The organism is Streptomyces sp. TSRI0107 (genome assembly GCF_001905845.1).
GTDB lineage: Bacteria > Actinomycetota > Actinomycetes > Streptomycetales > Streptomycetaceae > Streptomyces.
Genome location: NZ_LIVZ01000006.1, coordinates 269,942 through 292,166, shown reverse-complemented (window position 1 = coordinate 292,166; position 22,225 = coordinate 269,942). Strand labels below are relative to the sequence as shown.

The following is a 22,225-nucleotide window of genomic DNA, read 5'->3' as shown; positions in this document are numbered from 1 at the left end:
GCTCACCGGACGCGGTGGTCCCGCGGGCGGCCCCGGAACAGCTCCGCCTGGCGGCCGGGCGGCAGGTTCCCCAGCGCGATCATCTGCGGAGCCTGCGCGAACCCCCGCTCTACCGACGCCTCCCGGGTCGTCCAGAGGGCCCGCACGGTCCCCTGGACGGCCTCGGTCGGATACCCGGCGAGCACGACGGCACGGGCGACGGCGGCATCCAACGCGCCGGGCGGCTCCGTGAGTTCGGAGACCAGCCCGATGTCGTAGGCCCGCCGGGCGCTCATCCGCTCCGCCGCGCCCATGAGCGCCATCCGCGCGACCTCGCCGTACGGCATCTCGTCGTTCCAGTAGTTGACCATGCCGTGGTGGACGTAGACGGGCCGCTGCCGGCAGTCACGGGCGCGCTCGGCACCCACGACGACACAGGCCAGGGCCCCGTCCGTCTCCAGACAGTTGTCGAAGAGGCAGAGCGGCTCGCTGACCCAGCGGGCCGACATGTACATCTCGCGGGTCAGCGGACGGTCGTACATCACGGCGGCCGGGTTCTGGTTGGCGCGGTTGCGGCAGGCGAGGGCGACGTTGTAGAGGTGGTCGCGCGTCGCCCCGTACTCGTGCATGTAGCGGCGGGCGAGCACGGCGATCTCGTCGACGGGCCGGCAGCAGCCCGAAGGGCCGCGTCACTGGGCGGGCGTCGGCAGCTGCACGCTCGTGTCGGTCCACGGCCGGGGCCCCGACCCCCGCTTCCGGGACCGCCAGGCGACCCCGACGGTGGCCGCGCCGGCGGCGATGGCGGCGGCGAGATGACCGACGGTGGCACAGGAACCGCCGCCGCCGAAACCGACCTTGCCGAAGAAGGTGAGGTCACCGAAGCCGACCGCCTTCGCCAGCTCCACCTCGTCGGTCTGCTCCTGCACCCGGACCGGGGACGACCTGATCGCGTGGGTCCGTGAAGGGGGAACTGCGGGACGCCGGCACGGCGGGCCGACGTCCCGTGGGCGGACCTGGGCTGTAGGCCGGCGTGCAGGTCAGCCGAAGGCGCGCACGGCTTGGTAGTAGGTCCAGGCGGTGCTGTTGCAGGCGGTCTTGGTGGAGCCGCCGTAGTTGTTGCAGACGCGCTTGAGGTCCTCGTAGAAGGCGCTGTCGAGGCGCGCCTTGTTCGCCGAGAAGGTGCCGGCCGCCTTGTAGTTCCGGTACCCGAAGTCGTGGCGGGCGCAGGACATGGAGAAGGGGAAGCCGAAGGGGTTGTCCGGCGAGGAGGAGCAGTAGTCGGTGGACCAGTCGAACCCGTACGCCGACCAGGCACCCTGGTTGGCCCGCGCGGCCGCCCACGCGCTGTAACTCGACGCGCTGGTCTGCGTCCAGCTCGCCAGGACCTGCTGCTTGTCGGCGGGAGCGGCACCGGCGGCACTCGCAGCGCCGACGACGGTGACCAGGGCCAGAGTTGAGGTTGCCAGTGCGGAGCCGAATCTGCGGTGCATCCCACACCTCCATGAGGCTGTCACCCGCCCATCGGGCAACAGGTTCATGCCAAAAGCATCGGCGCGACAGCGCGATCTGCACACCTCTGGCGCGGTAATTGCCGGTTAAACGTTAGGAGTTGGGGGCGATCAGGTGGTGATCAGGGGGTGAACTGGGGGAGCGGGGTGTGAGGGGAGGTGAGGGCGGGGCTGGCCTACTCCTCTTTATGAGGTGGCTGTTGGGGCCGCCCGCTTCTTGGTCAGTGTCGTGCTTCCGCGAGCCGAGTAAAGGGCGCTTCACTCCGCTGCGCTGCGTTGCGCGTCGCCTTCGGCGATGGGCCTTTGGCCCACCCTTGACTCGGCTCGCTCCAGCACGGGTGAGAAGCGAGCGGGCGGCCCGGAAAGACGGTGGCCCTCTGCCGGTCTCCGGCACGGTGGGCCGGCCGGTTGACCGGCGGGCGTGGGGCGCGTCAGCGCCGCGGGGGCACGCCGGGAGCGGCTTAGCGGCTATCGGCTGGTGGCAGGGCTGGTGGGTGGGGCTGGTGGGCGGGGGCTGGTCGGCCCCTTGTTTTCTGCGCGGTCGGTGGCGGTTCGCTGGTGGTGTTGGAAGCTTTGGGACACCGGTGAGGAGCGGGGCCTTCGGTATCAGCAGGGGGTGGCCCTGGCGGGGTGGCCCAAAGGTACCGATTGCCTCCCTGCCTGCTCTGCCGGGCCCTGCCGCCCCCACCGGCGGACAGCCGCTAAGCCGACCCGGTGTGCCCCTGCGGCGCTGACGCGCCCCCGACCCCGGCCCGCATCCCAGCCAACACGACGGGCATCTCCCTGGGCCCCCGTCTTTCCGGGCCGCCCGCTCGCTTCTTCCCCGGGCTGGAGCGGCCCGAGTCAAGGGTGGGCCGCAGGCCCATCGGCGGAGCCGACGCGGAACGCAGCGCAGCGGAGTGCAGCGCCCTTTACTCGGGGCGCGGAAGCACGACACTGACCAAGAAGCGGGCGGCCCTCACGGCCACTTCACAGGCTGGGTGTTTGTGCAGCTCCGCGCTTGGGGGCGGCGTCGGCGGTGAGTGCGGTGCGGATTTCGTGGAGCATGTCGTCGGGGCGGTGGAAGACGTCCTCCGCGGTGAAGCGCAGCAGCCTTCTGACCTCCGGGCACTGGACGATCTGGTTGAAGCGGATGACGTCCCGGCGGTGGGAGTCCCGGGTGCCGTGGTAGGCGTACCCCTCGATCTCTACGGCTAGGCCCTCGCGGCGGAAGAGGAAGTCCAGGATCACTCGGCAGCCGCTCGGAGTGAGGAGTTCCGCCTGGCTCACGGGATGCAGCCCCGCGTCGTACATGCGGAGGCGTGCGATCGTCTCGGCCGGTGATCCGGCTCGCGCGTCGCACAGGCGCAGCCAGTCGCGGGCTCGGGACGCGCCTTGGAGGGGGCGGTCGAGGGCGCCGGTGATCGTGGGGAGGTCGGTGAGCGGGGCGCGGCGGGCCCGGCCGGTGCGGCGGTAGCCGAGTGCGGAGTCGACGGCGACGACGGCTTGGTCGCGGGGGCCGGCTCTGAGCAGGTCGGCGAGGGTGCGGGCCGGGGATGTGACGTGCAGGCCCTGGCGGTTGAGGACCTCGGCAGCGGCGAGGGGCATGCGGTGGACGCGGATGCCGGGGTTGGTGCGGCGGATGGTGAGGCCGGGGTCGATGAACTCCAGGGGGTGCCGGTCGGCGCGGGTCAGGGTCTCGATGTGCCAGAGGGCGGCCGCGGAGAGGTGGCTGACGACGAGCCGTGGCTCGGTGAGTTGGGTGGCCCGGAGTCTGGTGTAGTGGTCGGGGTTTCGTCCGGGTTCGAGCCAGACGCCGTGGCGGAGCGGGGCCCAGCCCTCGGCGCGCAGGGCCCGGGTCAGGCTGCGCCTGGGCCATCCGGCGGTGAGGGCGCGTGAGGTGAGCAGTAGCCCGTCCTCGGCCAGTTTCCGCAGTGCGCTCCGTTCCACTCGCCCAAGGTGGCAGACCCCGCGCCGCTTGCATGTGCCCTGTGGAAGTGGACGGTTTGGGCCGGGGCCCGACGCCCGACGCCCGACCCCTGACCCCCGGCGCCTGATGCCCGATGCCCGACGTCCAACGCCCCGTCCTCCGAACACACCACGGCCGCGGCGGCTCCCCCTCCGAGCCGCCGCGGCGCATCCCCGTGTGGTGGAAAGTCGGTCAGGCCGGCTCGTCCGTGGCGTGGATGTTTCCGTTGGTGGTGTCGCCGGTGCTGTCCGCGCGGGTCGGCTTGAGCGGCTCGCTGGTGGCGTGGATGTTCTTGACGGTGACGGGCTCGCCGGTGGCGTGGATGTTCCCGTTGGTGGTGTCACCGGTCGGCTCGCCGGTCGCGTGGATGTTCTCGGTGCTGTTCTCGCTCATGTGGCTGGCTCCCCTGCAGTGTTGGCGCTAGGTGGACGGGACCGCCCGGCAACTCCCCCGCGGGCTGCCGGGCGGCCCCGTCGGGCCGGTTCACCATAGAGGTCCGGCCTTCGGTCGTGGCGTCTGCCCCCCCAGGCGACGGCTCGACACGATCGAGAGTGTCGGAACGCGATAAACGAACGATGAACGCCCGTTTCGGCGGAGTGCAGCCCGCTGCGGATCAGGCGAGGGCCGCCGGTGCCAGCAGGCCCCTGACCTCGTCTGCCTCGGGCGCGCCCAGGGTCTCGAAGGTGTCCAGTGCCTCACGCCAGCAGACCTGGGACCGGTCCCGCTGCCCGACGGCGTTCAGGGCGTGGCCGAGGACGACGAGGACGTTGCCCCGGCGCCATTCGCCGCCGATGCCGCGGAGGACGGTGAGGGCCATCTCGGCGTTCGCCGCCGCCTGCGCGGGACGCCGGTCGGCGAGGTCGGCCTCGGCGAGCCGGAACAGGGACATCCCCTCCCACAGCCGCTGGCGGCTGTCCCGGAACACGGCCAGGGCTTCGGTGAGCCTGGCCGTGGCCTCCGGCAGCCGGTCGCTCTGGGTGAGGGCGAGGCCGAGCGCGTAGCGGCCGTTGGCGCCCTTCAGGGCGTGTCCCATCGCGTCGTACATGTCCGTGCCCTGCTGGGCCAGGGACACCGCGCTGTGGGTGCGTCCGGTGGCCAGGTGGATGCGGGAGAGGTTGCACAGGGCGCTGGCCTCCCCGGGGCGGTCCTGGCAGGCGCGGAAGCCTTCGATCGCGCTGGTGAGGTGGGCTTCTCCGTCCTCGTACCGGTTCTGGTAGAGCGCGATCACGCCCCTGGTGTTGGCCGCCCAGCAGCCGGCGAGGGGGTCGTTGCCGGCGCTGAGCTGCGCGGCCTCCTCCGCGGCCTGGTTGGCGATGTCGAAGCGTCCGGTGATGTGGTGGACGTAGGCCACCATGATCAGGGCCCGTGCCTCCGCGTGCGGGTCGCGGCTGTCCTTCGCGGCGTCGCGGAGTGCCGAGGCGACGCCCTCGTACGCCTTGGAGTTGGAGCCGGACTCCGCGAGGTCGACCGACGCCCACAGCGTGTCGACGGCGCGCCGCAGGAATCCCGGACGCGTGGACTGGCGTACGCACGCGAGCAGGGACACCGCCTCCGCGTACAGCCAGTCCTGTGCCTCGTGCCGGTTCGCGAAGCTCAGCCCCGGATAGTCGGTGGGCTCCAGGTGGTCCACCAGCCGGTCCCCCGGGCGTTCGATGGCGTACACCCCGGCTGCCGTGGCCAGGTAGAAGTCCAGCAGGCGGGACATCGCCGCGTCGCGTTCGCTCGGTGGGTGTTCGTCGCGTTCGGCGCATGCACGCGCGTAGAGGCGGACGAGGTCGTGGAAGCGGTAGCGGCCGGGGGCGGCGGATTCGAGGAGGGAGGTGTCGACGAGGGATTCGAGGAGGTCCTCGGTGTCCTCCGCGGGGAGGTCCAGGACCGCCGCTGCCGCCGGGAGGGAGATGTCGGGGCCGTCGGCCAGGCCGAGGAGGCGGAAGGCGCGGGCCTGGGCGGGTTCGAGTTGGCCGTAGCCGAGTTCGAAGGTGGCCTTCACGGCGAGGTCGCCGGCCTGGAGTTCGTCGAGGCGGCGGCGTTCGTCGGCCAGTTTCGCGGCGAGGACCGTGACGGTCCAGGTGCGGCGGGCGGCGAGGCGGGACGCGGCGATGCGGATGGCGAGGGGGAGGAAGCCGCAGGCGGCGACGACGTCGAGGGCGGCTTCCCGTTCCGAGGCGACGCGTTCCTCGCCGACGATCTTCGTGAACAGGGCCAGCGCCTCGTCGGGGGACATCACGTCGAGGTCGACCAGGTGCGCCCCGGCGAGGTCGACCATGCGCACGCGGGACGTCACGAGCGCGGCGCAGCCGGAGGTGCCGGGCAGCAGGGGCCGTACCTGGGCCGCGTCGCGGGCGTTGTCGAGCAGTACGAGGACGCGGCGGCCGTCCAGGACGGAGCGGTACAGCGCGGACCGTTCCTCCAGCGAGTCGGGGATCGCCGAGTCCGCGGTGCCGAGGGCGCGGAGGAAGGAGCCGAGGACCGTCTCGGGTTCCGCGGCCCGCTGTCCCGCGCCTTGCAGGTCCACGTACAGCTGCCCGTCGGGGAAGGCCGCGCGCGCCTGGTGGGCGACGTGCACCGCGAGGGTCGTCTTGCCGACGCCGCCGATGCCCGCGAGGGCGGAGACCGCCATCACGCGGCCTTCCGCCGAGGCCAAAACCTCGCTCAGCTCGGACACGAAGGACGCGCGCCCGGTGAAGTCGGGCACGGTCGCCGGGAGCTGGGCGGGGCGGACGGGGACGACGGCCGGTTCGGGGGCGGGAGCGGAGGGTTCCGCGAGGCCGGGGTCCGCGCGGAGGATGCGCTGCTGGAGGTCGCTGAGGCCGGGGCGGGGGTCGACGCCGAGTTCGTCGGCGAGCAGGCGGCGGGTGTCGGCGTAGACGGCGAGGGCTTCCGCCTGGCGTCCGCTGCGGTACAGCGCCAGCATCAGCAGTTCCCGCAGGCGCTCGCGCAGGGGGTGGGCGGCGGTGAGGGCGGTCAGTTCGGAGACCGCTTCCGCGTGGGAGCCCTGTTCGAGGTCCATGTCCAGGCGGGACTCGAGGACCTGGAGGCGCCATTCCTCCAGGCGGACGCGCTGTGCCTCGGCGTAGGGGCCGGGCACGCCGGCCAGGGTCTCGCCGTCCCAGAGGGCGAGCGCGCGGTTCAGCACGTCCCGGGCGCGGCCCAGGTCGCCGCCCGCCTTCGCCTTCTCCGCCTCCGCCGCGAGTTCCTGGGCGGTGGCGAGGTCGAGCGCGCCCTCGCCGAGCCCGCGGATCGCGTAACCGCCGGATTCGCTGACCAGTACGCCCGCGTCGAGGGCCTTGCGCAGCCGGGAGGCGTAGGTGCGGACCGCCGCGAGGGCCTGCGAGGGCGGTTCCTCGCCCCACAGGGCGTCAATCAGCTCGGCGGCCGTCGCCGTACGGCCCTCGCGCAGCAACAGGGCGGCCAGCAGGGCGCGTTGCTGGGGTGAGCCGGTGTTCAGCGGTTCGTCGCCGCGCCAGGCGCGTACCGGCCCGAGCACGCTGAAGCGCAGCGCCGCCGGTTCCACCGAGTCCGGACGCCGCTGCGCCGGCACTCGCGGTACCCCGTCCATCGCCGTCCCCCTAGACATCCTGAGCAACCCTGTCAGTTTGCCTTGTTCATGGCGGATGCGTCAGCCGCGCGAGACGCCGATCACGCCGATCGTGAAGCGGTTCACGTCGTCTTCACCGCGTCTTCGCGCCACGCCGACGTCATATCGCCGCCGAGCCACTGCCGTAGCGCCGCTGAGCAACCGCCGTAGCGCCGCCGAGCCACCGTCGTAACTCGCCCTCATCACTGGCTGACGGCTCGTCAGATCGGCGCTGGAGGGGCGGACCGCCGTCAACGCGGGCTTCATGGTGGGGCACTGCGCGCTGCGTCGGTGGGCCGGCGGTGTCGGCGTCGACACCGTCGGCCGCAACATGGAGGCCCCCTTCGGCGGCTTCGAGCAGAGCGGCGTCGGCCGGGACGTCGGCTCGTACGCCCTGCATGCGTACAGCGAGGTGCAGGCCATCGTGTGGCCGGGCTGGAGGCTGACGGTCCCCGGGCCTCAGCCGTCCGTCAGGTCCACCCGGATCGTCAGCAGGTTCGTGCCGATCGTGCGTACCGCCGCGCTGTTGAAGCGGGGCAGGGTGCGCAGCCGGGCGACCGCGTCGTCGTCGGGGAGCAGATGGGCGGTGCCGGTGTGCCAGCGGCCGCCGACGCGGACCCGGACCCGCGGGTCGGCCTGGATGTTGCGGACGTACTGCGAACGCTCCCCGAACTCCGAGACGATCCAGAAGGAGTCGCCCACGCGGCGGCCGCCGAGCGGCGTGCGCCGGGGCAGGCCCGAGACGCGGCCGGTGGTCTCCAGGAGCGTGTGGAACGGCAGCCGGCGCATGAGCGGGTTGACGAGGTGCCGCTGGAAGGCGGTCGTCGCACGGAATCGGAGGTCGCTGGGCGGCGGAGACATCGTCGGTGGGACTCCTTCACGCGGGACACGGTCGCCCCCATGGTCCCCGACAGCCCGTGCCGCCGCAGCCGTGTGCGAGCCGTGTGCGGGGTGTGTGCTCCGGACATGGAGGGCCGGTCGCGGCATGCTAGCCTCCCCGCGGTCAAGATCGACGACAGGCTTACGGGGGAAGTCGATGGCCTTTTCGGACGGATACCAGGTCAAGAACTCCGGCATGACCGGACAGGCGAAGGAACTGGACGGCTCCGGCACCGACATGGGCAAGGTCCGCGAGGCGATCGCGCCCGGCGTCTGCTACACCTCGGACGCTCTGGGCGGCACCGACGCCGCGGCCGCCGTCAACGGGTTCATCACCGCCTGGGAGGCGGAGGCCCGCACGCTGGAGTCGGCCCTGCACGAACTCGCCGACAAGGTACGGCTCGCGAAGGGCGCGTACGGCGGCAGCGACGGCCTCGTGCGGATGGACGCCGCCGGCGTCAAGGTCGCCGACGGCGAGCTGACCTCCATGCCGGCCTTCACCGGGAACGAGCAGCTGACCACCATGCCCACCTACGCCGAGCGCCCCTCGGCCCTGACGAGCTACTGAGCGCCGGACGAGAACAGGGACTTCAGGGCGGAGACAGGCGATGACGGGATTTCTGCGGCCCGCGGACTCCCCGGCCGGCCGGCGCGCGTGGCTGGCCGGACTGTGCGAGGACATTCCCAAGGCCGGGAGCAAGAACGAACTGCTGGACATGATCGACAGTGCGCTGTCGGTGTCCGAACCGGAGGGCGACCCGGGCACCCTCGAATCACTGAGCAAGCGTTACCGCGACCGGCTCGACGACGTGGGCGGCATCCACGACCGGGTGCAGAAGGTGGCCGGAAAAGGCCTGCCCGACGTGTGGGTCGGGGACACGAGCGTCCTCGCCTCCGACGGCGTCGCCGCCGCCGGACGGGCCGTCCTGCAGATGGCCGAGGCGTTCCAGGGCGGCGCGGGCGCGCTGCTCCGGCTGGCCGACGCGCTCGCCGACGCGCAGCGCCAGGACGCCGAGGGGCGCGGCAAGATGGCGCAGGCCAAGAGCACCCTCGGCAGCCGGGACGGCTTCTTCGACGACTGGCACGAGGACGACGAGGAGGAGTTCGACCGGCTGACGGCCCGGTTCTTCGCCTCCGACGGCATCACCCTGATGCACAAGGCCGCCGTCGCCGCCGAGGAGGCCGTCCGCGTCGCGGCCCGCGACCTGAACAAGTGGGCGACCGAGGCACGCGCCGGGAAGATGGACACCGGCGAACTGACCGCGGTCGACCGGCTGATGCTCGCCGACACCGGCGCCGCGAACGCCCCCACCGAACTGAACGAGATCCTCAGCTCCAGCGACCTGGAACGCGCCGGCCGCCGCATGGACCAGCTGAACAAGGCCGACGAGGCCGCCATGGAGCGGATGCTGTCCCAGGCGGGCAGCCCCGAGGAACGCGCCTATCTGATGAAGGCGTTGGCCGCGGGTCACAGCGTCAAGGAGATCGAGGCCTTCCAGGGCAAGATCAACGGCAAGGACCCCGAGTGGCTGCGCCGGCACCTCACTCCGGTGGTCACCGCCGAGGACAGCATGGCGGACGAAGGCCTCGCCGACGACGGCTCCGCCAACAACAAGGATTACGTCCAGTTCCACAACCAGCTGTGGGTCCAGGGCGGCGACGGCTCCGAGGGCACCTGTGTGGCGTCCTCCACCGTCAACGCCCGCGCCATGCTCGACCCGATCTACGCCCTCGACCTCACCGGCGGCCCCAGCGGCCAGGAGGACGACCCGAAGGCGTTCCGGGAGCGCCTGGTCGCCGAACAGCACCGGCTGCACGAGGAGGGCGACGGCGGCGACGACTGGACCGGCATGGGCCAGGAGGGCCAGGAGCGCATCGCCGACTCCACCCTCGGCAGCGCCACCGGCGACGACTACCGGCGCCACGACGTCGACAGCGCCGACCAGCGCAGGGCCGTCCTCGACGACGTGCAGAAGGCGGTCGCCGAGGGCAAGCCGGTCCCGGTCGACGTCAAGGGCGACGACGGCGCCCACGCGATGATGATCATCGGCCAGGAGGGTGACAAGCTCCAGATCTACAACCCCTGGGGCACCACCACCTGGGTCAGCGAGGACGACTTCGTCAACGGCAACATGGGCAAGGCATCCAACAATGAACTCAACGACGCGTACCAGGTCTATGTGCCGGAGTAGGGCGGCGGTGGGCGCGGCGGCGGCGCTGCTGCTCCTGTCCGCCTGCGGGTCGGGCGACGACGAGCCCACCAGCCACCCCACGGACGACCACACCATCACCGCCTCCGTCGGCGAGCGGTTCACCCTCACCGTCGACGGCGAGAACGCCTCCACCCGCTCCCACTGGTACCTGGCCGACCCCAAGCCGGACGGTGACGTGGTCGTCGCCCGGGGCCAGGAGCGCGAGTCGGCTTCAAACTCCGACGGCGAGGTGGTCGCGGGCGCGAGCAGCAGCCTCACCTTCACCTTCGAGGCGGCCGGCGAGGGCAGCACCGAGATCGTGCTGATGCACTGCACGTTCACCAGCACCTGCGACACCGGCGACGGCAGCCCGGCCCCCACCCCGACGGGCGGCGCCGCGCCGACCGAGCCGGAGCGGGTCACGTACAAGGTGACGGTGGGCTGACGCATGGACACCACCCGGCGCACCGACGACGAACTGGCCGGCCTCGACATCGCCGCCCTGATCCGCTACGGCCTCACCGCCGCCCCGGGACCGCTGCGCACCTCCCTGTTCGGGGACGGTGCGGTGGGCGCGGCGGTCCTCCTGGACCGGCTGGGCACCGAGCCGCGCTCGGTGGCGTTCCTCGCCGAGACGGTACGGGCGGGCGGTGTCGCCCACGCGCTGACCCTGCCCGAGCCGCTGCCCCGCCCCGAGGCGGCGGCCCTCGTCCGCGACTGGCTGGAGTCCGCGGCGTCCCTCGCGGGCGGCGTGCGCGCGGACGACGCGACGGCCCGCTGGCTGCGCGCGGTCGCGTCGCTCGTCGAGCTGAAGCTGTCGGTCCGCCGCTGAGGCGGGGGTCCGCGGCGGGCCGAGGCGGGGGCGGGCCCGTTTCCGTCACCCGACGGCTGTGACCGACCAGTCGGTATCGACAGGTGGGGGTTCTCCCGGTAGAGATGGGTGCGTCGTCCGCGCCCGTCCACGCCCGTCCACGCCGGAAAGAGCCGCGCCAGAGCCGTACGCGTCGAGAGGCCCGCCATGCGCATCGCCGTCACCATCTTCCTCACCGACGAGACGATCACCCCGACCCGCCTCGCCCGGGAGCTGGAACAGCGCGGCTTCGCCGGGCTCTACCTGCCGGAGCACACGCACATCCCCGTCGAGCGGACCACCCCGTACCCGGCGGGCGGCGAGCTGCCCCGCGAATACGGCCGCACCCTCGACCCGTTCGTCGCCCTCGGCCAGGCGGCGGCCGTCACCGGGACGCTGGGCCTCGGCACCGGCATCACCCTCGTCGCCCAGCACGACCCGATCGCCCTGGCCAAGCGGATCGCCACCGTCGACCACCTCTCCGGCGGCCGCCTCACCCTCGGCGTCGGCTTCGGCTGGAACGTGGAGGAGGCCGCCGACCACGGCGTCCAGTGGCGCACCCGCCGCGAGCTGGTCCGCGACCGCATGGCCCTGATGCGGGCGCTGTGGGCGGAGGAACCCACGGCGTACGCGGGGGAGTTCGGCGCCGTGCGCGCCAGCCTCGCCCATCCCAAGCCGGTGCGGAAGCCGCGCGGCCCGGTGACCGGCCCGCGCACCCTCGTCGGCGGTGCCGCCGGGCCGAAGCTCTTCGCCCACATCGCCGAGTACGCCGACGGCTGGCTGCCCATCGGCGGACGCGGACTGTCCGAAACCCTGCCGTCGCTGCGCACCGTCTGGGCCGACGCGGGCCGCGATCCGGCCGCCCTCCAGGTCGTCCCGTACGCCGTCCACCCCAGTCCGGGCAAGCTCGCCCACTACGCCGGCCTCGGCATCGAGGAGGTCGTGGCGCAACTGCCCCCGGCGGGCGAGGCGGACGTGCTGCGGGCGCTGGACGCTTTCCAGCCGTATCTGTCAACGGCGACGGCGTGACCTGCGGCTTGGCCGAGCCCTGATCATCGCGATCGTATGCTCGAAGGATGACGAATTCCGCGACCTCCGGAACCGGCCCGACCGAGAACTCCATGCGTCGCGCCCTCAAACGCGCCCGGGACGGCGTCGCCCTCGACGTCACCGAGGCCGCGGTCCTGCTCCAGGCCCGCGGCGAACACCTGGAGGACCTGGCCGCCTCGGCCGCCCGCGTGCGCGACGCGGGCCTCGAGGCGGCGGGCCGTCCCGGCGTCATCACTTACTCCAAGAGCGTCTTCATTCCCCTCACCCGGCTGTGCCGGGACAAATGCCACTACTGCACCTTCGTCACCGTCCCCGGCAAACTGCGGCGCGCCGGGCACGGAATGTTCATGTCCCCCGACGAGGTCCTGGACATCGCCCGCAAGGGTGCCGCCCTCGGCTGCAAGGAAGCCCTCATCACCCTCGGCGACAAGCCGGAGGACCGCTGGCCCGAGGCCCGCGAATGGCTCGACGCGCACGGCTACGACGACACCATCGCCTACGTGCGCGCGATCTCCATCCGCATCCTGGAGGAGACGGGCCTGCTGCCCCACCTCAACCCGGGCGTCATGACCTGGACCGACTTCCAGCGGCTGAAGCCGGTCGCGCCGTCGATGGGCATGATGCTGGAGACGACCGCGACCCGCCTGTGGTCCGAGCCGGGCGGCCCACACTACGGCTCCCCGGACAAGGAACCCGCCGTCCGTCTGCGGGTGCTGGAGGACGCCGGCCGTTCGTCGGTCCCCTTCACCTCGGGCATCCTCATCGGCATCGGCGAGACCTACGAGGAGCGCGCGGAGTCCCTGTTCGCGCTCCGCAAGGTCTCCCGCGCCTACCACGGCATCCAGGAACTGATCATCCAGAACTTCCGCGCCAAGCCGGACACCGCGATGCGCGGCATGCCGGACGCGGAACTCGACGAACTCGTCGCCACCGTGGCCGTCGCCCGCCACATCATGGGCCCGTCGGCCTGCCTCCAGGCCCCGCCGAACCTCGTGGACTCCGAGTACGAGCGGCTGATCGGCGCGGGCATCGACGACTGGGGCGGCGTCTCCCCGCTGACCATCGACCACGTCAACCCGGAGCGCCCCTGGCCGCAGATCGAGGAGCTGGCGGCCCGCTCGGCGGCGGCCGGTTTCGAGCTGCGCGAACGCCTCTGCGTCTACCCGGAGTTCGTGCGGCGCGGCGAGCCCTGGCTGGACCCGCGGCTGCGCCCGCACGTCGCGGCCCTGGCCGACCCGGAGACCGGCCTCGCCCTGTCCGACGCGGTCGTCGAGGGCCGGCCGTGGCAGGAGCCGGAGGAGGTCTTCACGGCCACGGGCCGCACCGACCTGCACACGGCCATCGACACCGAGGGCCGCACCTCCGACCGCCGCGACGACTTCGACGAGGTGTACGGCGACTGGGGCGCCCTGCGCGAGGCCGCCGCCCCCGGCATGGCGCCGGAACGCATCGACGCCGACGTCCGCGAGGCCCTGCGCACGGCCGCCGACGACCCCACGCGGCTGACCGACGCCGGGGCGCTGGCGCTGCTGCACGCGGACGGCCCGGCGCTGGACGCGCTCACCCGGATCGCGGACGACGTCCGCAGATCGGCGGTCGGCGACGACGTGACGTACATCGTCACCCGGAACATCAACTTCACCAACGTCTGCTACACCGGCTGCCGTTTCTGCGCGTTCGCCCAGCGCAGGACCGACGCCGACGCCTACACCCTCTCCCTCGACCAGGTCGCCGACCGCGCCCAGCAGGCGTGGGACGTCGGCGCGGTCGAGGTCTGCATGCAGGGCGGCATCCACCCGGACCTGCCCGGCACGGCGTACTTCGACATCGCGAAGGCGGTCAAGGAACGCGTCCCCGGCATGCACGTCCACGCCTTCTCCCCGATGGAGGTGGTCAACGGCGCCACCCGCACCGGCATGTCGATCCGCGAGTGGCTGACGGCGGCGAAGGAGGCCGGGCTCGACACCATCCCCGGCACGGCCGCGGAGATCCTGGACGACGAGGTCCGCTGGGTCCTGACCAAGGGCAAGCTGCCGGCGGCGACCTGGATCGAGGTGGTGACGACGGCGCACGAGCTGGGCATCCGCTCGTCGTCGACGATGATGTACGGCCACGTCGACCAGCCCCGGCACTGGCTGGGCCACCTGCGCACCCTGGCCCGCATCCAGCAGCAGACCGGCGGTTTCACCGAGTTCGTGACGCTGCCGTTCATCCACACCAACGCGCCGGTGTACCTGGCGGGGATCGCGCGGCCCGGCCCGACCATGCGGGACAACCGGGCGGTCACGGCGATGGCCCGGCTGCTCCTGCACCCCTGGATTCCCAACATCCAGACCAGCTGGGTGAAGCTGGGCACGGAGGGCGCGGCCGAGATGCTGCGCTCCGGGGCGAACGACCTGGGCGGCACGCTGATGGAGGAGACGATCTCCCGCATGGCGGGCTCCTCGTACGGCTCGTACAAGTCGGTGCAGGACCTGATCGCGGTCGCGGAGGCGGCGGGCCGCCCGGCGAAGCCGCGGACGACCGTGTACGGCGAGGTGCCGGAGGAGCGCCGGCGCGCGGCGGAGGCCTCCGACGGGCACCTGCCGGAGCTGCTGCCGGTACTGGACTGAGGACGGGCCGTCCGGCCCCGCCGAGTACGATGATCCGACCCTCGGTGTCACCCGGCACCGGGGCCGGACTCTGAGGAGATGCGTGCCCGTGCCAGCCCGACGGCTTCCCTCGTGGGCCTGGGTGACCGGCCTGACCACCGGGGCGATCGCGGCGGTCGCCGTCCTCGCCGTCCAGGCCGGCCAAGGCACCCGGCCGGTCGCCACGGCGACGGACCCGACCCCTTCGCCGACCGCGTCCGCGTCCGCTTCCGCCGACCCCAAGCCCAAGGCGACGCCCTCGAACGTCGTGCCCGAAGGCTCCGGCACCGGTCGCCGGATCGTCTACTCGCTCTCCCAGGACCGGGTCTGGCTGATCGACGCCAGCGACAGCCCGCGCCGCACCTTCGCGGTGTGGCCGGGCTCGGTGGACCCGGACCCGGGCACCTATCCGGTCGGCACCCGCTCCGAGCCCGTCACGTCGGGCTCGGACGGCGTCCGCATCGAGCACATCATCTACTTCGCCGCCAAGTCGGGCGTGAACATCGCCTTCTCCCACGCGGTCGACGGCGCGTCCCCGCCCCCGGCCGCCGCCGGCACCCGGACCGGCGGCATCCGCACGAACAAGGCCGACGGCACGGCACTGTGGGCGTTCGCGACGACGGGGACGCCGGTCCGAGTGGTGAAGTAGGGCCTATACGGCGGGCGTACGCTCCTCCCGGGCGCCCGGCAGGTGGTTCACGATCAGCACCACACCGGAGAGCAGGAAGATCCGGGTGGCGGCGTCGAGCCCGTTCCAGTCACCGGACTGCCACATGGCGAACCACTCGCCGCCGATCCCGATGAACCCGACGCCGAACAGCAGCATGACCATGAGCAGCCCGTACGTGGAGATCCGCCGCCCCCGCGACTGATCGCGCCGGGCCCAGAACCAGGTCCCGGCGATCAGCACCAGCGCGGCGGCCGTCTCCCACGCGATGATCGCGACGTAGGCGGCGTTCTGCAGCCCCTCACTGGTGATGGCGCGCCACATCAGGTCGTCGTCCTTGAACGTCGTGTCCATGGCGAGGACGTGCTGTACGAACTGCTGGTTGGTGCCGAAGTCGGTGATGTTCCCGAAGGCGACCAGCGCCATGTACAGCGCGACGGTGCCCGTGAGGAGCGTCGCCGCGAGGGAGAGGGTGCGAGAGGTAGTGGTCATGACACACATCCTTCTGCACCCGCCCGCACCACCGAGGCGAATCGAGCCAGAAGACCGGGCCCCCGCATGACCCCATTGGCCGTTCCGGAGTGCGCCGCACGTGCGGCCTTCGCAGCATGACGTGTGACGAGGAGGGACAACATGCCCATACGCAGCGGGCCGGCGGCCCGCACAGTCGCCGCAGCCGCCATGTGCCTCACCAGCCTCACGGCGTTCTGCGCGGCCCCGGCCCACGGCACACCCGGCGCGGCCACCGCCTCCGGGGGCGGCCACCCGCCCGCGAGCCCGAAGCCCGCCGGCCACACCGTCGCCTCCGGGGACACCCTGTGGGACATAGCCCGGCGGACCCAGGGCGACCCGCTCCGGTGGGACAGCGTCTACACCCTCAACCGGCGGACCATCGAGGACCAGGCCCGCCGGCACGGACACGCCTCCAGCGACCGGGGCCACTGGATCTTTCCCGGCACCACACTCACCCTGCCCGGGTCCGGGTCCGCGCCCGTGCCCCCGGAGATCCGGGCCCACCCGACCGCGCGCAAGCCCCGCCTGTCCATGGCGGTCGCCCCCTCGGCGTCACCGACGCCACACCCCGGGCCGGCCGTGTCCCTCCCCGGTCGTCCCGGCACATGACACCCAAGCGTCGGCCGGTCTCGGCACCGGGCGCTCCCTAGCCGACCCGCTGCATCGCCTTCCAGCGCCGCCGCGCCATCGCGGCCCCGGACTCGCGCCGGGCCATCCGGCGCAGGACGGGCGGCGCCAGCAGCAGCCCGGCGACGGCCCAGGCGCCCAGCACCCCGGCGGTCTCCAGGTGCCGCCAGGACTCACCGATCTCGGCGGCGACCGCGTCGCCCGGCAGCAGCGCGGACCGGAGACCGAGACCGACCCAGTACACGGGGAAGAGCTGCCCGACGGTCCGGAGCCACTCGGGCAGCTCCGACAGCGGGAAGTAGATCCCGGAGATCACCACGAGCCCCATCACCGGGAGCATCAGCAACCCGACGGTCCGGGGACTGTCGACGAGCGAGCCGATGACGGCGCCGACCGGCAGGGTCGCCAGGAGCCCCAGCGGCACCACCCACACCAGCGTCAGCCACGCACCGCCGCCCTGCCCGGCGACCCCGTCGACCAGGAAGACACCGACGGCGAGGGGCAGCGCCATGGAGACGAGAGCCGTACCCGACACCATGACGATCTTGCCGACCAGGTGGCCGACCATGCCGTGCGGCACGGCCTTCGCCCGCAGCAGGGTGCCGTCCTCCCGCTCGGTGGCGAGGAGTTGCGCCGTGGTCATCATGCCGGTGAACGCGAGCGTCATGCCCAGCATGCTCGGCAGCATGAACGCGCCGGCCGAGATGCCCGCGCCCTTCAGCGGCTCGTCCCCGGCCAGCAGCATGGGCACGATGAGCAGCACCGTCCAGAGCGCGTAACCGAACAGGTCCTGGCCGGTGGTGAAGGTCTGCCGGAGTTCCGTCCCGCCGCGCCGCAGACCGGCACGCGCCGCATGCCACACCGGACTCATCGCGATCCCTCCCCGAAGGCGTCCGCCGCCCGCTCGCCGGGGACGCTCCCCGCCTCCAGCTCCCGCACCATCGTCAGATACGTCTCCTCCAGGCTCGCCCGGCGTACCTCCAGCCCGCCGATCGCGTCGCCGTGCTCCTCGAACAGCCGCCGGACGAACCGGGTGGGCTCGGCCGTCGCCTGCTCGAAGGGCCGCCCGTCCCGCGACCAGCGCACGGTCGCCTCGGCCGACGCCTTCCGGGACAGCTCCTCGGCCGGCCCGTCCGCCACGATGCGGCCGCCGGCCAGGATGAGGATCCGGTCGGCGAGCTTCTCCGCCTCGGCGAGGTCGTGCGTGGTCAGCAGCACGGTGGTGTTCTCGTCAGCGAGCCCGCGCACCAGGCCGTGGAACTCGCTGCGGGCCTCGGGGTCCAGGCCGGCGGTGGGCTCGTCCAGGAACAGCAGCTCGGGCCTGCCGACGATGCCGACAGCCACGTCGAAACGCCTGCGCTGCCCGCCGGACAGGGTTCCGACCCGCTTGCCGGCCTGCTCGGTCAGTCCCACGGCGGCGATGAGCTCGTCGACGTCCCACGGCCGCCGCACCTGCGCGGTGGAGTACGGCGCGTAGTACGAACCGAGGTGGGCCAGCAGTTCCCGCACCCGCCACTTGCCGTGGTCGCGCCAGGACTGCAGCACGATCCCCAGCCGCGCCCGCCACCGCTCGTCCCCGCGAGCCGGATCGGTGCCGAGCACGGTCACGTCTCCGGCGGAGCGCATCCGGAAGCCTTCCAGCACCTCGATCGTGGTCGTCTTGCCCGCCCCGTTCGGCCCGAGCAGCACCACGACCTCACCGCGCCGGGCCGTGAACCCGACGCCCTTCAAGACGTCCTGGGTGCGGTAGCGCATCCGCAGATCCCGCACGTCGATGACCGTGCCGTCGTCCACCGGTGGGCTGCTCCCTCCGCCGGGCGAGGCGTGAGCAGTCGTCATCGTGGTCCCCGTTCCCCGTACTGTTCGCAAACGAACACACTACCGAACGGTTCCGGTACGTCCCTGGCCCGCCGCCGCACCGCCCTCCCCGCGCCGCAGCGGGCACCCGGTACCCACCCGCTCGGCCAGTTCCGCCCGCAGTGCGGCCAGTTCGGCCATCCGCGCGTCGATGATCCCGATCTTCTCCGCGAACAGCGCGGACAAGGCGGCGGCCGTGTCCGGGGCCTCGCGCAGTTCCTCGCCGTGCCGGGCGATCTCGGCCAGCGAGAAGCCGAGCGCCTGCGCCGTGCGGACGTACTGCAACCAGGCCACGGTCTCCTCGGAGAAGTCCCGGTACCCGTTGCCCAGCCGTCGCGCCCGCACGAGCCCGACCTTCTCGTAGAACCGGATGGCGTCCCTGCTCACCCCGGCCCGCTCGGCCAACTCCCCGATCCGCACAGCCGTGTCCTCCCCGCCGGACTTGACCTTGGAGCGTAGTCCAGTGTTTAGCGTGCGACGTCATGACAGCAACTCCCGCTTATCTGCGCCTTGTTCGCGCCAGCGCCTGGTACGACCTGATCGTCACCGCCGGCTTCGCCACGCCCTGGACCTACGCCGTGCTCCACGACCTCCTGAACGCGACGAGCACCGGCCTCGGCCTCGGCGCGCTCCCGCCACTGGACTCCACGCAGACCCTGTACGCCAACCTCATGGGCTCGGTGATCGTCATCTGGGCCATCCTGCGCATCCTCCGGCCTCTGCCGCTGCACGGCCTCCTCGACAGCGCCTCGCGCGTCCTGTTCGCGGCCTGGCAGGCCTACGCGCTGAGCGAGGGCGCGTTCCGCCTGCTGTGGGTCTTCCTCGTGGTGGAGGTGACGTTCGGGGCGGTCCAGCTGGCGCCTTGGCTGAGGACGGCCGGCCGGCCGGCGGCCCGGACCTGAGCGCCCGCGGGGCAGCGGCGGCCGGGCGGCGGCAGGTCACCCCCTGGGATACCGCGCCAGCCAGGCGGGGGCGGCCCCCGCGGGGCTGTGCAGCGCCGGGCCCTGGGTCATCTCCATGGCGAAGTCGTCGGCGAGTTCCAGCAGGGTCGGACGGCCCTCCAGCTCGGCCACCCAGGCCGGGGGCAGGGCCGTCTCGCCGTGCAGGGCGCCGAGGAGGCCGCCGGCGAGGGCGGCGGTGGTGGCGGAGGGGCCGCCGTGGTTGACGGCGAGGCGGAGGCCGTGGCGTACGTCCTCGCCGACGAGGGCGCAGTAGAGGGCGGCGGAGAGCACGGCCTCGGCCGTTCCGTCCCCGGCCAGTTCCTCCACCCTCCCCGGCGTCGGAATCCCCTGCCGGACCGCGCCCAGCGCCAGCTGCAGCCCGGTCGACACCGGCTCGTGCCCCGGCCGTGCCGCCAGCATCACGAGCGCCCGCTGCACGGCACCGTCCAGGCTCTCGCCCCGGGCCAGCCCGTGCACGACGACGGCGTACGCGCCGGCCGCGAGCGAGGCGACGGGGTGCCCGTGGCTCTGCGCCGCGCACTCCATCGCCAGCTGCACGACGAGCTGCGGCTCCCACCCGACGAGCAGCCCGAACGGAGCGGACCGGGCGGCGGCCTCCGGCCCGGCCTCACCGGGGTTCTTCGGCGCGCCCAGCGTCCCCATGACCTCGTCGCCGAACCCGATCAGCAGCGAGCGGGCGGGGTCCCGGCGGGCGTACAGCCACTCCTCCCGCGCGAGCCACCCGTTGTCCTTGCGCCGCTCGTCCGGCCCCCAGTCCCGCTGGGTCGCCGCCCAGCGCAGATACGCCCGGTGCAGATCGGTCGGCGGATGCCAGGCGCCGGTGTCGCGCCGCACCTGGGCGCGTATCAGCCCGTCCACGCTGAACAGGGTGAGCTGCGTGAGATGCGTGACGGCGCCGCGCCGCCCGTACGCGGGCACGAGGTCCACGACGCCCTCCGCGCCGTACGCCTCCCGGATCTCCTCGATCCCCAGCCCGTCGACCGGCGCCCCGAGCGCGTCCCCGACGGCCACACCCAGCAACGTGCCGCGCACCCTGCTCCGGAAGTCCTGCTGCTCGGCCCGCCCCCAGACGGCCCCGGCTGTCGCACCCACCCAGACCTCCCCAGGACACCGCCCACACGTACGACGCGAGCACTGTAATCGAACGGGAACGGTCGGTTCAGGGGAAGAACCGGGTGCTTTCAGCCGCACCGGGCAACATGCCGAAAACGCGATGGAACCTTTGGGCCACTGCCGAGAGCCTGAGACCCCCGGCGGGGCACGGCTCTCCGCGTTCTCCGTGGCCCAAAGGTTCCGGGGTCGCTTCGTCAGTCCTTGACCGTCACACCCGGCGCGCCGTCCTGCTGGGCCGGGATCGCCGCCGCGGCGCCGGTGTCGTCGCCGTCGGTGTTGATGCGTTCGATGATGGCCAGGCGCTCCGGGGTGTCCTCCGGCTTCAGGTAGCCGACGACGATGTAGAGGACGAGGGAGACCGCGAGCGGGATCGACACCTGGTACTGGAGCGGGACGCCGCCGTCGATGTTCCAGTGGATGGGGTAGTTCACCAGCCAGAAGGCGAACAGGCCGACCGCCCAGCTGGTGAGGGCCGCGGTGGGGCCGGAGCGGCGGAAGGGCCGCAGCAGGCCGAGCATCATCGGGATGGCCATGGGGCCCATCAGACCGGCGACCCACTTGATGACGACGGTGATGATGTCGCCGAACGTGGGGGAGTTGACCTGGGTGGCCGCCGCCATGGACAGGCCGAGGAAGACGACGGTGGTGACTCGGGCGACCCGCAGGCCCTGCCCCTCGCTCCAGGCCCGCGCCCGCCGCCACAGCACCGGCGCGCAGTCCCGGGTGAAGACGGCGGCGATGGCGTTGGCGTCGGAGGAGCACATGGCCATCGTGTGGGAGAAGAAGCCGACGATGACGAGGCCCAGCAGGCCGTGCGGGAGCAGCTGTTCGGTCATGAGGCCGTACGAGTCCGAGCCGTCCGTCTTCTGCGACTCGACCAGCAGCGGCGACATCCACATGGGGAAGAACAGGACCAGCGGCCACACCAGCCAGAGGATCGCCGACAGGCGTGCGGAGCGCTCGGCCTCGTACGCGCTGGACGTGGCCATGTAGCGCTGGGCCTGGTTGAGCATGCCGCCGTTGTACTCGAACAGCTTGATGAAGAGGAAGGCCAGGAGGAAGACGGTGCCGTACGGGCCGACCAGCGGCTCGCCGTGGCCCTGGAGTTCGGGCTCGTCCCAGGCGCCGAGGAACCCGATGCCCTTGTCGTTCAGCTCCATGATCACCGCGATGAACATCGCGATGCCGGCCAGGAACTGGATCACGAACTGGCCCAGCTCGGTCAGCGCGTCCGCCCACAGGCCGCCGATCGTGCAGTAGACGGCCGTGATGGTGCCGGTGATGAGGATGCCCTGGTTCAGGGAGATGCCGGTGAAGACGGACAGGAGCGTCGCGATCGCCGCCCACTTGGCGCCCACGTCGACGATCTTCAGCAGCATGCCGGACCAGGCGAGCGCCTGCTGGGTCTTCAGGTCGTACCGGTTCTTCAGGTACTCCAGCGGGGAGGCCACGTGGAGCCGGGAGCGGAGCCGGTTGATGCGCGGGGCGAACAGCTTGGAGCCGATGGCGATGCCCAGCGCGATGGGGAAGGACCAGGTCACGAACGAGGTGACGCCGTAGGTGTAGGCGATGCCCGCGTAGCCCGTGAACATCACCGCGCTGTAGCCCGACATGTGGTGCGAGATGCCGGAGAGCCACCACGGCATCTTGCCGCCGGCGGTGAAGAAGTCACTGACGTTGTCCACGCGTTTGTGTGACCAGACGCCGATCGCCACCATCACGCCGAAGTAGCCGATGAGCACGGCCCAGTCGAGACTGTTCATGTGCCACCCTTCCAGGGTCCGCCCAGGGTCCGCCTTGTGAACGGCCCGCTCATCGTGAGTGGGGTGACTCGGGCACGACAAGGAAGTGGAAGGTCAAGGGGTAGTAAAAT

The 22,225-nt window shown here is 72.3% G+C and carries 22 protein-coding genes and 1 pseudogene; 10 read left to right on the top strand and 13 right to left on the bottom strand.

Features of this window, described 5'->3' with window-relative positions; all coding sequences use genetic code 11:
• Window positions 1–2 precede the first annotated feature (2 nt).
• The 6 genes from AMK31_RS41585 to AMK31_RS17830 form a co-directional block, all read right to left on the bottom strand.
• A complete protein-coding gene (locus tag AMK31_RS41585; protein ID WP_241842666.1) occupies window positions 3–626 on the bottom strand; it encodes a hypothetical protein in 624 nt (207 codons plus the stop codon).
• Between the two features lie 42 nt (window positions 627–668).
• Window positions 669–905, bottom strand: a complete 237-nt coding sequence (locus tag AMK31_RS41580) for a hypothetical protein (protein WP_241842665.1) — start codon at window positions 903–905, stop codon at window positions 669–671.
• 111 nt (window positions 906–1,016) lie between these two features.
• Complete coding sequence (locus tag AMK31_RS17845) at window positions 1,017–1,469, bottom strand: phospholipase (protein ID WP_073941530.1); 453 nt, start codon at window positions 1,467–1,469, stop codon at window positions 1,017–1,019.
• 987 nt (window positions 1,470–2,456) lie between these two features.
• Window positions 2,457–3,416 (bottom strand): hypothetical protein, encoded by a 960-nt coding sequence (locus AMK31_RS17840; RefSeq protein WP_073941529.1) that lies wholly within the window; start codon window positions 3,414–3,416, stop codon window positions 2,457–2,459.
• 211 nt (window positions 3,417–3,627) lie between these two features.
• Window positions 3,628–3,828, bottom strand: coding sequence for a hypothetical protein (locus AMK31_RS17835; protein ID WP_073941528.1), 201 nt, complete (start codon window positions 3,826–3,828; stop codon window positions 3,628–3,630).
• Window positions 3,829–4,048: 220 nt separating this feature from the next.
• Window positions 4,049–6,994, bottom strand: coding sequence for an AfsR/SARP family transcriptional regulator (locus AMK31_RS17830; RefSeq protein WP_073941527.1), 2,946 nt, complete (start codon window positions 6,992–6,994; stop codon window positions 4,049–4,051).
• A 298-nt stretch (window positions 6,995–7,292) separates the two neighbouring features.
• Between AMK31_RS17830 and AMK31_RS39875 the strand changes: the two are divergent.
• Window positions 7,293–7,448, top strand: a pseudogene (locus AMK31_RS39875) (aldehyde dehydrogenase family protein); the annotation flags it as partial.
• A gap of 23 nt (window positions 7,449–7,471) precedes the next feature.
• Here AMK31_RS39875 and AMK31_RS17820 read toward each other — a convergent pair.
• The gene (locus tag AMK31_RS17820) at window positions 7,472–7,873 is read right to left on the bottom strand and encodes a nitroreductase family deazaflavin-dependent oxidoreductase (protein WP_073941526.1); all 402 of its coding nucleotides are present in this window, start codon (window positions 7,871–7,873) and stop codon (window positions 7,472–7,474) included.
• 175 nt (window positions 7,874–8,048) lie between these two features.
• Between AMK31_RS17820 and AMK31_RS41030 the strand changes: the two genes are divergently transcribed.
• The 7 genes from AMK31_RS41030 to AMK31_RS17785 all read left to right on the top strand — a co-directional run bounded on the left by AMK31_RS41030 (window position 8,049) and on the right by AMK31_RS17785 (window position 15,262).
• Window positions 8,049–8,459: a hypothetical protein gene (locus AMK31_RS41030; protein ID WP_198948520.1), complete on the top strand. Its 411-nt coding sequence runs from the start codon at window positions 8,049–8,051 to the stop codon at window positions 8,457–8,459.
• Between the two features lie 40 nt (window positions 8,460–8,499).
• Window positions 8,500–10,083 (top strand): peptidoglycan-binding protein, encoded by a 1,584-nt coding sequence (locus tag AMK31_RS17810; RefSeq protein ID WP_073941524.1) that lies wholly within the window; start codon window positions 8,500–8,502, stop codon window positions 10,081–10,083.
• A 7-nt stretch (window positions 10,084–10,090) separates the two neighbouring features.
• Window positions 10,091–10,528 (top strand): protease inhibitor I42 family protein, encoded by a 438-nt coding sequence (locus AMK31_RS17805; RefSeq protein ID WP_241842664.1) that lies wholly within the window; start codon window positions 10,091–10,093, stop codon window positions 10,526–10,528.
• A gap of 3 nt (window positions 10,529–10,531) precedes the next feature.
• The gene (locus tag AMK31_RS17800) at window positions 10,532–10,915 is read left to right on the top strand and encodes a hypothetical protein (RefSeq protein WP_073941522.1); all 384 of its coding nucleotides are present in this window, start codon (window positions 10,532–10,534) and stop codon (window positions 10,913–10,915) included.
• A 186-nt stretch (window positions 10,916–11,101) separates the two neighbouring features.
• Complete coding sequence (locus AMK31_RS17795; protein WP_073941521.1) at window positions 11,102–11,962, top strand: TIGR03619 family F420-dependent LLM class oxidoreductase; 861 nt, start codon at window positions 11,102–11,104, stop codon at window positions 11,960–11,962.
• A 47-nt stretch (window positions 11,963–12,009) separates the two neighbouring features.
• Complete coding sequence (locus tag AMK31_RS17790; RefSeq protein ID WP_073941520.1) at window positions 12,010–14,595, top strand: bifunctional FO biosynthesis protein CofGH; 2,586 nt, start codon at window positions 12,010–12,012, stop codon at window positions 14,593–14,595.
• An 82-nt stretch (window positions 14,596–14,677) separates the two neighbouring features.
• The gene (locus AMK31_RS17785; protein ID WP_073941519.1) at window positions 14,678–15,262 is read left to right on the top strand and encodes a hypothetical protein; all 585 of its coding nucleotides are present in this window, start codon (window positions 14,678–14,680) and stop codon (window positions 15,260–15,262) included.
• Between the two features lie 3 nt (window positions 15,263–15,265).
• Here AMK31_RS17785 and AMK31_RS17780 read toward each other — a convergent pair whose 3' ends face one another.
• The gene (locus tag AMK31_RS17780) at window positions 15,266–15,772 is read right to left on the bottom strand and encodes a DUF2165 domain-containing protein (protein ID WP_073941518.1); all 507 of its coding nucleotides are present in this window, start codon (window positions 15,770–15,772) and stop codon (window positions 15,266–15,268) included.
• Between the two features lie 141 nt (window positions 15,773–15,913).
• On the opposite strand from AMK31_RS17780, the gene AMK31_RS42125 reads away from it, so the two are divergent.
• The gene (locus AMK31_RS42125) at window positions 15,914–16,402 is read left to right on the top strand and encodes a LysM peptidoglycan-binding domain-containing protein (RefSeq protein ID WP_073941517.1); all 489 of its coding nucleotides are present in this window, start codon (window positions 15,914–15,916) and stop codon (window positions 16,400–16,402) included.
• 37 nt (window positions 16,403–16,439) lie between these two features.
• Here the strand turns inward: AMK31_RS42125 and AMK31_RS17770 are convergent, their stop codons facing one another.
• The 3 genes from AMK31_RS17770 to AMK31_RS17760 are packed head-to-tail and all read right to left on the bottom strand — an operon-like array spanning window position 16,440 to window position 18,697.
• On the bottom strand, window positions 16,440–17,291 hold the full coding sequence (locus AMK31_RS17770) for an ABC transporter permease (RefSeq protein ID WP_073941516.1): 852 nt from the start codon (window positions 17,289–17,291) through the stop codon (window positions 16,440–16,442).
• The gene (locus AMK31_RS17765) at window positions 17,288–18,259 is read right to left on the bottom strand and encodes an ABC transporter ATP-binding protein (RefSeq protein WP_073941515.1); all 972 of its coding nucleotides are present in this window, start codon (window positions 18,257–18,259) and stop codon (window positions 17,288–17,290) included. The genes AMK31_RS17770 and AMK31_RS17765 overlap by 4 nt, the downstream gene beginning before the upstream one ends.
• Before the next feature lie 39 nt (window positions 18,260–18,298).
• Entirely contained in the window at window positions 18,299–18,697 is a 399-nt protein-coding gene (locus tag AMK31_RS17760) for a MerR family transcriptional regulator (protein WP_073941514.1), read from the bottom strand.
• 62 nt (window positions 18,698–18,759) lie between these two features.
• Between AMK31_RS17760 and AMK31_RS17755 the strand changes: the two genes are divergently transcribed.
• A complete protein-coding gene (locus tag AMK31_RS17755) occupies window positions 18,760–19,179 on the top strand; it encodes a hypothetical protein (protein ID WP_073941513.1) in 420 nt (139 codons plus the stop codon).
• Between the two features lie 36 nt (window positions 19,180–19,215).
• Here the strand turns inward: AMK31_RS17755 and AMK31_RS17750 are convergent, their stop codons facing one another.
• The gene (locus tag AMK31_RS17750) at window positions 19,216–20,331 is read right to left on the bottom strand and encodes an ADP-ribosylglycohydrolase family protein (RefSeq protein WP_073941512.1); all 1,116 of its coding nucleotides are present in this window, start codon (window positions 20,329–20,331) and stop codon (window positions 19,216–19,218) included.
• 215 nt (window positions 20,332–20,546) lie between these two features.
• Entirely contained in the window at window positions 20,547–22,115 is a 1,569-nt protein-coding gene (locus tag AMK31_RS17745; RefSeq protein ID WP_073941511.1) for a sodium:solute symporter family protein, read from the bottom strand.
• Between the last annotated feature and the right edge of the window lie 110 nt (window positions 22,116–22,225).